This window comes from Roseovarius gaetbuli (assembly GCF_900172365.1).
Taxonomy (GTDB): domain Bacteria; phylum Pseudomonadota; class Alphaproteobacteria; order Rhodobacterales; family Rhodobacteraceae; genus Roseovarius; species Roseovarius gaetbuli.
The window spans coordinates 34511-46191 of the sequence record NZ_FWFJ01000008.1 but is presented as its reverse complement, the minus strand read 5'-3'; the positions used below and the strand labels follow the sequence as shown (position 1 = coordinate 46191).

Genomic DNA, 11681 nt, shown 5'->3' with positions numbered 1-11681 from the left:
ATGACGGTTTATTTTATTGGCGCAGGGCCGGGTGATCCGGAACTTCTGACCCTCAAGGCCGCGCGGGTGATCGGCGCGTGCCCGGTCTGTCTTTATGCCGGAAGCCTGGTGCCGCCGCAGGTGGTTGAGTGTGCGCCCGAGGGCGCGCTGGTGATGGACACGGCGCCAATGACGCTTGATGACACCCACGGCGTGATCAAGGAGGCCCATGCCAAGGGGCAGGATGTGGCGCGGGTGCATTCGGGTGATCCCTCGCTTTACGGCGCGATTGCCGAACAGATCCGCCGCTTGCGCGCCGACGGCATCGACTATCAGATCATTCCCGGCGTGCCCGCCTATGCGGCGGCGGCGGCGGCTTTGGGCCAGGAACTCACTGTGCCGGAAGTGGCGCAATCCATCGTGCTGACGCGGGTGTCGATGAAATCCACCTCGATGCCCGAGGGTGAAACGCTTGAGAATTTCGCACGCACCGGCGCGACGCTGGCGATCCATCTTGGGGTGCGCAACCTGCGCGAAATTCACCGGGTTCTGGCGCCGTACTATGGCGAGGATTGCCCGGTGGTTGTCGCCTATCGCGTCGGCTGGCCGGATCAGATGTTCATTCGCGGCACGCTGGCGGATATCCATGCCAAGGTGCGGGCCGAAAAGATCACCCGCACGGCCTTGATCATGGTCGGCAAGGTGTTGGGCGAGATCAGCGATTTCACCGAAAGCGCGCTTTATGACCCGGCGGTGCCGCATGTTCTGCGCCCCAAGGCGAGCGCCAAGGTATCGGCGTAACGCGCGCAGGATTATTCGGCTTCTAAGGCGCGGGTTCGCGCTCTAGGGTTGGGGGCATGCAAGATGTTGGCCCCAGCCCAAGCAATCTCTCGGCCCCCAAACGCGTTCTGCTTTTAGGAGCAACCGCCACGATTGGCCGCGCCACGCTGGCGGCGCTGTTGGCGCACGGGCACGCGGTGGTGTGCCTGTTGCGCAAGGGCGGTGATCGGGGACCTTCCTTCCGAGGCGACGTCTGAAATCGCTGATGTCAGCGATCCGGGCGCGCTTGCCCGGATTTTTGGCGCCGGTCGGTTTGATGCGGGGGTGTCTTGCATGGCCTCGCGCACCGGCACGCCCAAGGATGCCTGGGCAGTGGATCACGGCGCGCATATGGGCGTGCTCGCGGCGGCAAAGGTGGCGGGCGTGGGGCAATTCGTGCTCTTGTCCGCGATCTGTGTTCAAAAGCCGCGTTTGGGGTTTCAGCACGCCAGGCTTGCCTTCGAGGCGGCGTTGCAGGCCTCGGGCATGACCTACTCCATCCTGCGCCCCACGGCGTTTTTCAAATCCCTCTCGAGCCAGATCGCGCGTGTGCAGCAGGGCAAGCCTTATCTCTTGTTTGGCGATGGTCGCCTGACCGCCTGCAAGCCGATAAGTGACGCCGTTCTCGGGGCCTATTTTGCCGGTTGTCCAAGCGATGCAAGCCCCCACAACCGGATTTTGCCGATTGGCGGGCCGAGCCCGGCGATCACCCCGCGCGAGCAGGGCGAAGAGGTCTTTCGCCTGTTGGGGCGGGCGCCGAAATTCCGCAGGGTTCCGGCGGGTATGATGGATGCGATCATCGCGGTGCTTGGCACCTTGGGGCGGCTGTCGCCGGGCTTGCGCGACAAAGCAGAGCTGGCGCGGATCGGGCGGTATTACGCGACCGAGTCGATGTTGGTGCTGGATGCCTCAAGCGGCCAGTACGATGCCGAGGCGACGCCCGAAACCGGGCAGGACCGGCTGTTTGACTATTACGCCGAGGTGATCGGCGGCAGGGCCGAGGTCGAGCGCGGCGATCACGCGGTTTTTTAGGTGCTTGGCCAGTCGGCAAGCGGCGCAATCGCGGCCTTGAGGCGCGCGATATCGGCCTCGGGCAGGGGCAGGATCGGGCGCGGTGGCTGCGCGTCTGTGAGCGCCAGAAGGTTGGCGGCGGCATAGGTCACCCGGATGCTTCCGAACTCCTTGAACAGCGCCCAAAGCGGCGCGAAGGCGGCGTCGATCTGCATCGCCTTTTCGGTCTCACCGGCTTGCGCCGCGCGGGCCATAGCCAGTGCCGGAACCGGAAACAGACCCGCGACAACGCTGAACCAGCTATCGGCCCCGGCCAAAAGCGCGCGTGCCGCACACCAGTCGCCGCTATAACCAAGCGTGAAAGGCGCCGCGAGGTTTGCACGCAGCACGGTCAGTTCCTCGGCGAGGGTGCCTTGCGCCGGTTCGGGGTTCTTCAGCGCGACGATCATGGGGATATCCGCCAAGCGCGCCAGCAAGGGCAGGGAAAATTGGAAATGCGTCGTAGAGGGGTTGTTGTAGATGCAAAGCGGCAGGTTGGTGGCCGCCGCGACGCTCTGGAAATGTTCAAAGGCCTCATCCTGGGTGAGGGGCGTATAGGACATCGCCGCCAGCAACAGCCCATCGGCCCCGGCCTCTTGTGCGTCGCGGGCAAGGGCGATGGCCTCATCTGTGCGCAGAGCGCCGATACCGGCCAGAATGGGGGTTGAACCCGCCACGGAAACGGCGCGTCAATCGCACGGCGGCGCTCGGCACGGCTCAGATAGGCATAGATGCCGGTGCTGCCCAGCACACAGATCGCATCAACCCCCGCCGCAACGCCGCGCGCGACGAGCGCGCGAAGCGCATCGGTCTCAACCTCGCCCGAAGCAGTCGCCGGGGTCAGCGGAAAGGCCGAGAGCCCGGTGAACACGCCGGGAGGTGTCATTCGCGGCCCTATTGCAGATCGCCGAAGGCGGCTTGCAGACGTTCGACGGCCTCGACAATCTGGGAGCGGGGCATGCCGATGTTGAAGCGCAGGAAGGTTTCGCCGCCGGTGCCGAAGGTCGAGCCATAGTTGACCGCGATGCGGGCATCCTTGTTGACGCGCTTCTTGTATTCCTCGCGGGTCATGCCGGTGCCCGAGAAATCGACCCACGACAGGTAGGTGGATTCAAGCGCCATCGAGGAAATGCCGGGAATGGCGTTAAGGCCGTCGTCAAAGATTTTGCGATTGCCGTCGAGATAGGTGACGAGCTCGTCCACCCAGGCGGCGCCCTCGGGGCTATAGGCGCCGGTGGTCATCGCCACGCCGAAATCGTGGCTGGCCAAGGACAGGGCCGACATGCGCGCCTTGAGCTGGCCGCGCAGCGTATCGCTCGGCACGATCATCTGGCCGCAATGCGTACCTGCAATGTTGAAGGTTTTCGACGGCGCAGTGAGCATGATCAGCCGGTCGGCGATGCCCGGATCGGCCAGCGGCATGGCCGTGTGTTTATGACCGGGAAAGACCAGATCGTGATGCACTTCGTCCGAAATGATCAACAGATCGTGGCGGCGGGCGAAATCAGCGACGGCGCGCAATTCGTCCTTGCTCCAGACCCGACCGCCGGGATTGTGCGGCGAGCAGAGGATCAGCATCGTTTCCTTGCCGGTCATCATGGTTTCGTACCTGTCGAAATCCATCTCGTAGCGCCCGGCAGTGTTGACCAGCGGGCATTCGAGCACAGTGCGGTTGGCCGACCGGATGACCCGCGCAAAGGCGTGATAGACCGGCGTGAACAGCACCACCGCGTCGCCCGGATTGGTCAGCGTGTCGACAGCAATGCCGACGCCGTTGCAAAGCCCGGTGGTGGTCATGATCCAGTCGTGCTCGATCTCCCAGCCGTGGCGGGTCTTCATCCACCATTGAATGGCCGAGGTGTAAGGGGTGTAGTCGCCGAGATAGCCGTAAATGCCATGCTCAAGCTTGGCGCGCACCGCGTCTTGCACGCAATCGGGCGAGCGAAAGTCCATGTCGGCCACCCACATCGCCAGCCCGTCATCGGCCGGAACGCCATAAATGTTCTCCATCATGTCCCATTTGCTGGACAGGTGGCCGCGCCGGTCGATGATCTCGTCGAAATTCATTGGTGCTCTCCTATAGGCTGCGACGGCAAGCTAGCCGAAATGGCGTTGGGCGCAAGAGGCGTTGCAGAACCGGTCTTCATATCCTAAATGACCCATATGAAACGGCCGATCCTGATCCACCCCGACCCGCGCCTTAAAAAGGTATGCACGCCCGTTGCCAATGTGACGGACGCGTTGCGTGAGCTGTCACGAGACATGCTTGAGACGATGTATGACGCGCCGGGCATCGGTCTGGCCGCGCCGCAGGTTGGCGTGCTTGAGCGGGTGATCGTGCTGGATTGTGTCAAGGGCGAGAATGAAACCCCGCGCCCGATGGTGATGATCAACCCCGAGGTTGTCGCCGTGTCGGACGAGACCAATGTCTATGAAGAGGGCTGTTTGTCGATTCCGGATCAATATGCCGAGGTGACACGGCCCAAAGAGGTCGAGGTGCGCTGGGTGGATATTAACGGCAAAGAACACAAAGAGGGCTTTGACGGGCTCTGGGCGACCTGCGTGCAGCATGAGATCGACCACCTCGATGGCAAGTTGTTCATTGATTACCTCGGCGCGATGAAGCGTCAGATGATCACCCGCCGGATGCAAAAGTTGAAACGCGAAATGGCGCGGGGCTAGCGCGGTGGCGGTGCGCCCCTGTCTGCCTTGGCCCGACAAGCGCTTGCGCAGTGTCGCGACGCCGGTCGAGGTGATCGACGACGAGGTGCGCGCGATTTGGGCCGATATGATCGACACGATGGAGGCGATGCCAGGCGTCGGTCTTGCGGCGGTGCAGATCGGCGTAATGCGTGCCCTTGCCGTTGTCGATGCCAGCGAAAGCCGCGGCAAGGCGGTGCGCATGGCCAACCCCAAGGCGCTTCACGCCAGCGTGCAGTTGCGCCCGCATGCTGAGGCAAGCCCGAACCTGCCGGGGCAATCGGCCCTGATCGCGCGGCCCCGTGCGGTGACCGTGGAGTTTCTTAACGAGGCAGGCGAGATTGAAGAGCGCGATTTTGTCGGGCTTTGGGCGACCAGCGTGCAGCATCAGATCGACCATCTGGCGGGGCGGATGTATTTCGATCGGCTGAGCAAGGTCAAACGTGACATGCTTTTGCGCAAGGCGCGGAAGCAGGGCTAGCCACGCCGCGTGCAGCTGGGGCGGACCAAGAAAATTCGGCGAATTTTCTTGGTGTTTGAGTACTTTTTGAACGATGAAAGGGGCGGGAATGCGTGTGATCTTCATGGGAACGCCCGAGTTTTCGGTGCCGGTGCTAGAGGCATTGGTGGCGGCGGGGCATGAGGTTGTCGCGGTTTATTGCCAGCCGCCCCGCCCTGCCGGTCGCGGCAAGAAAGAGCGCCCCTCGCCGGTGCAGGCGCGCGCGGAGGCGCTTGGGCTTGAGGTGCGCCATCCTGTGAGCCTCAAGAGCGAGGCAGAGGCGTTTGCGGCGCTCAATGCCGATGTGGCGGTGGTTGTGGCCTATGGTCTTATCTTGCCGCAAGCGATTTTGGCTGCGCCCGCGCGCGGATGTCTCAACATTCACGCCAGCCTTTTGCCACGCTGGCGCGGGGCGGCGCCCATTCATCGCGCGATCATGGCTGGTGATGCGCAGACCGGTGTCTGCATCATGCAGATGGAGGCCGGGCTTGATACCGGGCCGGTGCTGCTGTGCGAGGCGACAGGGATCGGCACGCAGGAGACCACCGGCGCATTGCACGATCGTCTTTCCGCCATGAGCGCGCGGCTGATTGTCGAGGCGCTAAAGCGGCTTGATGCGCTGGTGCCCGAGCCGCAACCCGAGACGGGCGTTACCTATGCCGCCAAGATCGACAAGGCCGAGGCGCAGGTCGATTGGAGCCGCCCCGCGCCGGAGGTTGACCGGCTTATCCGGGGGCTTTCGCCCTTTCCCGGCGCCTGGATCGAGGTGAACGGCGTGCGGGTGAAACTGCTCGGCTCGGTGCTGGCGACGGGACAGGGCGCGCCCGGTGAAGTGCTGGATAGCGAGCTTACGGTGGCCTGTGGCACGGGTGCAGTGCGGCTTTTGCGCTTGCAACGGGCGGGCAAGGGCGCGCAGGATAGGGGCGAGTTTTTGCGTGGAATGGCCCTGCCTGTCGGCACGGTGCTGGGCTAGGGGGCATAGATGTTTCTGCAACTTTTCGGCACGGTGGTGATCGCGGGCATCGTTGGCTATGTGTCCGAGAAAAGCGGCTTTACGCGCAATGGGTATTTGCCGTCGATCATCATTTGCGTCGGCGGGGCGTTCTTGTTCTATTTCATGCGGATCATGTTCGGGTTCCGTTTTGGCGCGCCGGGGGTTGATGCGATCATTTCCTCGATCGGCGCGCTGATCATCGTGCCGACGCATTGGCGTGGCAGAAAGTAGGGCGACATGGGGGTTATCTATCTCATTATCATCGGGGCCGCGGCGGGGTTTCTGGCGACAAGGATGATGAAGGTCGAGGCCGGCATCGTGCCGACCGTTCTGATTGGGATCGCGGGCGCGCTTATCGGCGGGCTTGTGATCCGGGTGCTGCTGACGGTGACAGGCTTGCTGGGCGGTTTGATCGGGGCGGTGCTTGGCGCGATGTTGCTGATCTGGCTTTATCAGACCTATCTGGGGCGGAAGTAGGGGCTCATCTGAGGGTTTTGGGGCTCTGGCTGGGCGGTGTGACTGAGCCCGGATTGGCCCATTGGATTGCCTGGTTTTTTGCATCGGTGTAAGAGTGAAAACTCTTCGCCCAATGCGTGGTCCTGCGAGGTTCAGAATGAAGGTTGATGGCGCTTGTCTTTGTGGGCAGGTCACATACGAGGCGGAAATCGACCCCGATAGAGTGGCACTCTGTCATTGTGCCGACTGCCAGGTTAATTCGGGCTCTGCCTATGGGGTGGTCGCGAGCGTAACTGACGGGCAGTTTCGACTTATGACCGGGACGCTCAAAGAATACGAGAAAATGGCAGAGAGCGGGCGTATACGTCACCTGAGCTTCTGCCCGGACTGCGGTACCAGAATCCATGCCCGCACAAAAGGCGACCCCACAGCATTTTTTGGTTTGCGTGTGGGCACGATACGACAACGGGCCCAATTGAAGCCAAAAGTTCAGGTCTGGTGCGGATCGGCCCTTCCGTGGGTTTTCGACTTGTCAGTGATCTTGCGACATGACGCTCAAGATTGACAAGTTAATGGCCCTGAGAACCGCGAGCAGATGTCGACGGCAGCTTCACACGCGCGGCGGACGGCTGCGATAGACGGGCAGGCGCCAGCCAAAGGTAAGAGAGCCTGCACGCAGGGCCCATGTGACAAGGGCGCAGCCGCCAAGGATAACGAGCACCTCGCCGCTAAACTGGCTTAGCGTGACGGCGGTAAGGGCCCCCCCGAAGGCGGCGCTCACGTAAAGCTCGCCTTGCTTGAGCACGAGCGGCACCTCGTTGCAGACCACATCGCGCAACAGCCCGCCCATACAGCCGGTGACCACGCCCATGATCACCACGATCGCGCCGGGTTGCAGCATGCTCATCGCGGCCGCCACCCCGGCGGGCACGGCGACCGCAAGCGCAAAGCTGTCGAGCCAGAGCAGCAGACGATAGCGGCTTTCGACCAGATGGGCGGTGAAAAACACCACAAGCGCCGCGCCGCAGGCGATCAGGATATAGTTGGGATTGCCAAGCCAGAACACCGGGTTGCGATCCAGCAGCACATCGCGCAGCGTGCCGCCACCCACTGCCGTCAGACAGGCGATAAAGGCAAAGCCGACGATATCGAGTTGCTGGCGGCTGGCCATCAAGGCCCCGGTCAGCGCAAAGATCAGCACCGAGGCATAATCGAGCAGGATCATCGGGCTCATGCGCGGGGTTTGCCGGGTTTGAACGGCTCCATTCCGGCGCGGGCCAATTCATCGGCGCGCTCGTTCTCGGGGTGCCCGGCGTGGCCTTTGACCCATTCCCAGGTGACGTCGTGGCGGGCCTGGGCCTCGTCCAGGCGCTGCCAGAGTTCGACATTCTTGACCGGTTTGCGGGCGGCGGTTTTCCAGCCGTTGCGCTTCCAGCCATGGATCCAGCCGGTGACACCGTTTTTGACATAGGCGCTATCGGTTATGATGGTGATCTGGCTCGGCTTGGCGAGCGTTTCAAGCGCGTGGATCGCGGCCAAAAGTTCCATCCGGTTGTTGGTGGTCAGGGCCTCGCCGCCGGACAATTCGCGTTCCTTGACGATCTTGTCGCCCTCGGTCGCGCGCAACAATGCGCCCCAGCCGCCGGGGCCGGGATTGCCCGAACAGGCGCCGTCGGTATAGGCATAAAGCTTAGCCATGGGCGGAAATCGCAATCCAATCGGCCATTTCCCCGCTCAGCCCGGTGTCGCGACCGGTGGCAGAGGAAAACGGGGTGAAACCGGCGGCGATCAGGAGCGTCTCAAGCTCGACGGCGGTGTAATAAGTGTAAAGGCGACCGAGGCTGTCACGACTCGCACCGGTGCCGGATTTGAGCGCGATGTGCAAGATCCCACCGGGTTTGAGGGCCACATGAAGTGCGTTGAGGTGGCGCGGCATGTCGGCGCGCGCGGCGTGCAAAAGCGAGAAGTTGGCCCAGATGCCGTCATAGATATCCTCGCCTGCGATCTCGTCGAATGTGGCGAGGCGGGCGGTCACGCCCGAAAAGCCGCCCGTAAGCGCCACCATTTCACGTGAGGCGTCGGTTGCGGTCACCGATAGGCCGGCGCGCGCCATGTGCGCCGCGATGATGCCGGGGCCACATCCGAGATCAAGCACCTGCGCGCCGCGCGGCAGGGCGCCGATGAAACCCGCAAGCAATGGGTCCGACGCCGCGTCGGCGGTAACTGTGGCATATTGATCCGCCATCGCATCATAAACGCGCAGGGTTTCGCTGTCGGGGGTCACGCAAATACTCCGATCGCAAGGCAGGTCACCACCACGGTGGTGAGCAGAAGGCGCAGGCGCATCCACCATGGCGGGGTGGCACCGTGATGCCAAAAAAGCCAGTCGAGACCAAGCAATCCGACAAATCCGGTGATCAGGGAGATGCCCGCGCTGGTCGGCCCGCCGCCGGTCATGAAGAACGCCCAAAGCGCCGGTAGCACCGAGAGGACATAACCGCTGGTGGCGCGCGCGCCGCTGAGTTGCGCGGCAAAGCCCCAAAGGACACCGGACATGAACGACAGGATCACCGCGCCGTAAAACAGCATGACGTAGGGCCCGGCAAAGCGCGGGCCGATGGTCTGGGCCGTCCATAACCCGAGATCGGGCAAGACCACGGTCACCGCCCCCCAGAGAAAGGGCAAAAGGCCGGCAAGGCCAAGGAGAAGCGGGGCGCGGGGGATCGTTTGCATGGGCGGCACCATAGTTTGTGATCCGTACTTGGCAAGAGCGCGAGGCGCGCGAAAGCCTACTTTGTCATCCGTCCGCCGGGCAGTTGGTGCGGATCGGTAAAGGCCAGCACGTTGGTGCCTTCGGCGCGCAGGCCAAGCCGGGCGCAGACCGCCTCGGAGGCGGCATTTCCCGGTGTGACGCCGGTAAAGACTTCGGTGAAACCATAGCGCTCCTGCATCTCGATCACGGCCATGGCGCCAAGGATCAGGGCAAGGCGCTGGCCGCGCCGCTCGGGCAGGGTGGCAAGCATGCCCCACCAACATTGCCGTTGTCCCTTGGGGTGGTCCGGGTGCCAATAGCTGGCCGCCCCGGCACAGGCGACGCCCTTGCCGGTCTGATCAAGGGCCACAAGGCCAATGCCGGGTTTACGGACACCGCGCAGGACGGCGCCGGACGGCGGGAGAACGCCGCAGGCCAGCGAGACATCTGCGAGTTGCGCCATGGCCTCGGCGGGGGCGTCCCTGTCGACCCGGATAACCGTCAGGTCCTGCGGCAATGGATGGAGATCAAGCAGGGTCCGGGCGGTTTGGGTGGCCTCCTGCGTTCCAAGCCAGCGGGCGTAATGCGTTATCGTGAGGTTGCGGCGCTGGGCCTCGGCTTGCCAGTGGCTGATATCGCCATCCTCGACGGCACCGAGCGCGCTATTGCCTTGCAGGGCAATCAGCGCCGCCAACCGGTCCATCGCCTGCGCATCGGCGTCGGCCAATCCGACGCTGCGGCCATAATAGGTCATCCGCGGATCGGTATCGGTGAGATCGAAAAGCGCGCGACCGCGCCGCAGAACGGAGATCTGGGCCTCGGTGCCGAAATAGTCTTGCTGGGTTGTGGCCATGGTGCGGTTTTCCCCTTTGGTACAGGGAGTGTCGCATGGCCCGGCGAAACCTCAAAGCGGGGATTGACGCCCGCGCGCGACCTTAGGCCGGGGTGCGCAGCACGCGGGGCACTTTGAATTCGACGTTCTCGGTGGCGGTTTCCACCTCTTCGATTGTCACATCATAGCGCGCCTCAAGCGCCGTGATCACCTCGTTCACAAGCACCTCGGGGGCCGAGGCGCCGGCGGTGATGCCGATGCTCTTGATGCCCTCGATCGCGCGCCAGTCGATGTCTGTCGCACGTTGCACAAGCTGGGCATAGCCACAGCCCGCACGCGCGCCCACCTCGACCAAACGGCGCGAGTTGGACGAGTTCGGCGCGCCGACGACAAGCATCGCCTCGGCCTTTTGCGCCATCGCCTTGACCGCCTCCTGGCGGTTGGTGGTGGCGTAACAGATGTCTTCCTTGTGCGGGCCCTTGATGGCGGGGAATTGTGCCTGAAGGGCGGCGACGATATCGGCGGTGTCATCGACCGAGAGAGTGGTCTGGGTCACGAAGGCAAGCTTTTGCGCATCACGCACCACAAGACCGGGCACATCGGCGGGGGTTTCCACAAGCAGAACCTCGCCCTCGGGCAGCTGACCCATGGTGCCGACGGTTTCGGGGTGGCCCGCGTGGCCGATCATGATGATCTGCAATCCGGCCTCGGCGTGGCGTTCGGCCTCGATATGGACCTTGCTGACAAGCGGGCAGGTGGCATCGACGTATAGCATCTGGCGCGCGCTCGCCTCTGCGGGCACGGATTTAGGCACGCCATGGGCGGAAAAGATCACGGGGCGGTCATCGGGGCAATCGTCAAGTTCCTCGACAAACACCGCCCCCTTGGCGCGCAGATCATCGACCACGTATTTGTTGTGCACGATCTCGTGGCGCACATAGACCGGCGCGCCCCATTTCCCGAGCGCCATTTCGACGATCTTGATGGCGCGGTCCACGCCGGCGCAAAACCCGCGCGGGGCCGCGAGGTAAAGAGTAAGGGGTGGTTTTGTCATGCGCGCCTCCTGTCAGGGCTAGAGGTAAGGCCTGCGATGCGCGCCGTCCAGTCTTGACGGTCGTCTCAGGCCGTTGTTTGCGCCGTCAGCCAGGCCAGCACGATATAACGCCCGGTCTTGGCGATGGTGACCAGCACAAGGAAAAGCCAGGGCGGGGTGCGCATCACGCCCGCGATCACCGTAAAGGCGTCGCCAAGTGGTGCCCAGCTTAGCAGCAGCGTCCAGACTCCCCACTTGGAATACCAGCCCTCGGCGCGCGCCATTTGCCCGGCATTGAACGGAAACCAGCGGCGGTCGCGAAACTTCTCGATCCAGACGCCGAGCACATAGTTGACCACCGCCCCGAGGGTGTTGCCGATGCTGGCAAAGATGATCAGCCACATAAGCGGCGCCGCGCCGCCCAGTTGCAGGCCGACAAAGACGATCTCTGATTGAAACGGGAAAATCGTGGCGGCCCCGAAGGCCGCCAGAAACAATCCGCCCAATTGCGCGAAAACGCCCAGATCCGCGCCAATCATTGGCGACGGGTCCGGGCGTTGACTTTGG

16 protein-coding genes and 2 pseudogenes are annotated in these 11681 nt (G+C 63.3%); 8 read left to right on the top strand and 10 right to left on the bottom strand.

The genetic code is table 11. From position 1 onward, the window contains the following. Both cobM and ROG8370_RS05960 read left to right on the top strand, forming a co-directional pair. Positions 1-780, top strand: coding sequence for a precorrin-4 C(11)-methyltransferase (cobM, locus tag ROG8370_RS05965; RefSeq protein ID WP_085826164.1), 780 nt, complete (start codon positions 1-3; stop codon positions 778-780). Positions 781-836: 56 nt separating this feature from the next. Next, a pseudogene (locus tag ROG8370_RS05960) lies at positions 837-1830 on the top strand (NAD(P)H-binding protein). On the opposite strand, the gene ROG8370_RS05955 reads toward ROG8370_RS05960, so the two are convergent. From ROG8370_RS05955 to ROG8370_RS05950, 3 genes and pseudogenes are all read right to left on the bottom strand, one after another. Next, positions 1827-2525 carry a dihydrodipicolinate synthase family protein gene (locus ROG8370_RS05955; protein ID WP_281252696.1) on the bottom strand — a complete coding sequence of 233 codons (699 nt, stop codon included), beginning with the start codon at positions 2523-2525 and terminating at the stop codon, positions 1827-1829. The pseudogene ROG8370_RS05960 and the gene ROG8370_RS05955 overlap by 4 nt on opposite strands. 80 nt (positions 2526-2605) lie before the next feature. Beyond that, positions 2606-2734 (bottom strand): annotated as a pseudogene (locus tag ROG8370_RS21255) (hypothetical protein); the annotation flags it as partial. Between the two features lie 8 nt (positions 2735-2742). Then, positions 2743-3915, bottom strand: a complete 1173-nt coding sequence (locus ROG8370_RS05950) for a MalY/PatB family protein (RefSeq protein ID WP_085826163.1) — start codon at positions 3913-3915, stop codon at positions 2743-2745. Positions 3916-4011: 96 nt separating this feature from the next. On the opposite strand from ROG8370_RS05950, the gene def (ROG8370_RS05945) reads away from it, so the two are divergent. From def (ROG8370_RS05945) to ROG8370_RS05920, 6 genes are all read left to right on the top strand, one after another. Continuing rightward, positions 4012-4530 (top strand): peptide deformylase, encoded by a 519-nt coding sequence (gene def, locus ROG8370_RS05945; protein ID WP_085826239.1) that lies wholly within the window; start codon positions 4012-4014, stop codon positions 4528-4530. Between the two features lie 4 nt (positions 4531-4534). Then, the gene (gene def, locus ROG8370_RS05940) at positions 4535-5029 is read left to right on the top strand and encodes a peptide deformylase (RefSeq protein ID WP_085826162.1); all 495 of its coding nucleotides are present in this window, start codon (positions 4535-4537) and stop codon (positions 5027-5029) included. Positions 5030-5117: 88 nt separating this feature from the next. Further along, on the top strand, positions 5118-6020 hold the full coding sequence (gene fmt / locus ROG8370_RS05935) for a methionyl-tRNA formyltransferase (RefSeq protein WP_085826238.1): 903 nt from the start codon (positions 5118-5120) through the stop codon (positions 6018-6020). Between the two features lie 9 nt (positions 6021-6029). Further along, positions 6030-6272 (top strand): hypothetical protein, encoded by a 243-nt coding sequence (locus ROG8370_RS05930; RefSeq protein WP_085826161.1) that lies wholly within the window; start codon positions 6030-6032, stop codon positions 6270-6272. Between the two features lie 6 nt (positions 6273-6278). Continuing rightward, positions 6279-6518, top strand: coding sequence for a GlsB/YeaQ/YmgE family stress response membrane protein (locus ROG8370_RS05925; RefSeq protein ID WP_073199813.1), 240 nt, complete (start codon positions 6279-6281; stop codon positions 6516-6518). 112 nt (positions 6519-6630) lie between these two features. Further along, complete coding sequence (locus ROG8370_RS05920; RefSeq protein WP_306372364.1) at positions 6631-7062, top strand: GFA family protein; 432 nt, start codon at positions 6631-6633, stop codon at positions 7060-7062. Positions 7063-7107: 45 nt separating this feature from the next. Here the strand turns inward: ROG8370_RS05920 and ROG8370_RS05915 are convergent, their stop codons facing one another. From ROG8370_RS05915 to ROG8370_RS05885, 7 genes are all read right to left on the bottom strand, one after another. Then, the gene (locus ROG8370_RS05915) at positions 7108-7731 is read right to left on the bottom strand and encodes a trimeric intracellular cation channel family protein (RefSeq protein WP_085826160.1); all 624 of its coding nucleotides are present in this window, start codon (positions 7729-7731) and stop codon (positions 7108-7110) included. Beyond that, positions 7728-8195, bottom strand: coding sequence for a ribonuclease HI (gene rnhA, locus ROG8370_RS05910; protein ID WP_085826159.1), 468 nt, complete (start codon positions 8193-8195; stop codon positions 7728-7730). Before rnhA ends, ROG8370_RS05915 begins: the two co-directional genes overlap by 4 nt. Beyond that, on the bottom strand, positions 8188-8781 hold the full coding sequence (locus ROG8370_RS05905; RefSeq protein WP_306372363.1) for a class I SAM-dependent DNA methyltransferase: 594 nt from the start codon (positions 8779-8781) through the stop codon (positions 8188-8190). The genes rnhA and ROG8370_RS05905 overlap by 8 nt, the downstream gene beginning before the upstream one ends. Next, positions 8778-9230 carry a DUF3429 domain-containing protein gene (locus tag ROG8370_RS05900; RefSeq protein ID WP_085826236.1) on the bottom strand — a complete coding sequence of 151 codons (453 nt, stop codon included), beginning with the start codon at positions 9228-9230 and terminating at the stop codon, positions 8778-8780. Before ROG8370_RS05900 ends, ROG8370_RS05905 begins: the two co-directional genes overlap by 4 nt. 56 nt (positions 9231-9286) lie before the next feature. Then, positions 9287-10102 (bottom strand): GNAT family N-acetyltransferase, encoded by an 816-nt coding sequence (locus tag ROG8370_RS05895; RefSeq protein ID WP_085826157.1) that lies wholly within the window; start codon positions 10100-10102, stop codon positions 9287-9289. An 82-nt stretch (positions 10103-10184) separates the two neighbouring features. Then, positions 10185-11135, bottom strand: coding sequence for a 4-hydroxy-3-methylbut-2-enyl diphosphate reductase (gene ispH / locus ROG8370_RS05890; RefSeq protein WP_085826156.1), 951 nt, complete (start codon positions 11133-11135; stop codon positions 10185-10187). Positions 11136-11200: 65 nt separating this feature from the next. Beyond that, a complete protein-coding gene (locus ROG8370_RS05885) occupies positions 11201-11653 on the bottom strand; it encodes a YqaA family protein (RefSeq protein ID WP_085826155.1) in 453 nt (150 codons plus the stop codon). Between the last annotated feature and the right edge of the window lie 28 nt (positions 11654-11681).

Coding starts and splice junctions, on each gene's coding strand:
- ROG8370_RS05895 (WP_085826157.1), bottom strand. CDS start 10,102: ATGGCCACAACCCAGCAAGACTATTTCGGCACCGAGGCCCAGATCTCC.
- ROG8370_RS05920 (WP_306372364.1), top strand. CDS start 6,631: ATGCGTGGTCCTGCGAGGTTCAGAATGAAGGTTGATGGCGCTTGTCTT.
- ROG8370_RS05900 (WP_085826236.1), bottom strand. CDS start 9,230: ATGCAAACGATCCCCCGCGCCCCGCTTCTCCTTGGCCTTGCCGGCCTT.
- ispH (WP_085826156.1), bottom strand. CDS start 11,135: ATGACAAAACCACCCCTTACTCTTTACCTCGCGGCCCCGCGCGGGTTT.
- cobM (WP_085826164.1), top strand. CDS start 1: ATGACGGTTTATTTTATTGGCGCAGGGCCGGGTGATCCGGAACTTCTG.
- ROG8370_RS05915 (WP_085826160.1), bottom strand. CDS start 7,731: ATGAGCCCGATGATCCTGCTCGATTATGCCTCGGTGCTGATCTTTGCG.
- ROG8370_RS05930 (WP_085826161.1), top strand. CDS start 6,030: ATGTTTCTGCAACTTTTCGGCACGGTGGTGATCGCGGGCATCGTTGGC.
- fmt (WP_085826238.1), top strand. CDS start 5,118: ATGCGTGTGATCTTCATGGGAACGCCCGAGTTTTCGGTGCCGGTGCTA.
- rnhA (WP_085826159.1), bottom strand. CDS start 8,195: ATGGCTAAGCTTTATGCCTATACCGACGGCGCCTGTTCGGGCAATCCC.
- def (WP_085826239.1), top strand. CDS start 4,012: ATGAAACGGCCGATCCTGATCCACCCCGACCCGCGCCTTAAAAAGGTA.
- ROG8370_RS05950 (WP_085826163.1), bottom strand. CDS start 3,915: ATGAATTTCGACGAGATCATCGACCGGCGCGGCCACCTGTCCAGCAAA.
- ROG8370_RS05925 (WP_073199813.1), top strand. CDS start 6,279: ATGGGGGTTATCTATCTCATTATCATCGGGGCCGCGGCGGGGTTTCTG.
- ROG8370_RS05885 (WP_085826155.1), bottom strand. CDS start 11,653: ATGATTGGCGCGGATCTGGGCGTTTTCGCGCAATTGGGCGGATTGTTT.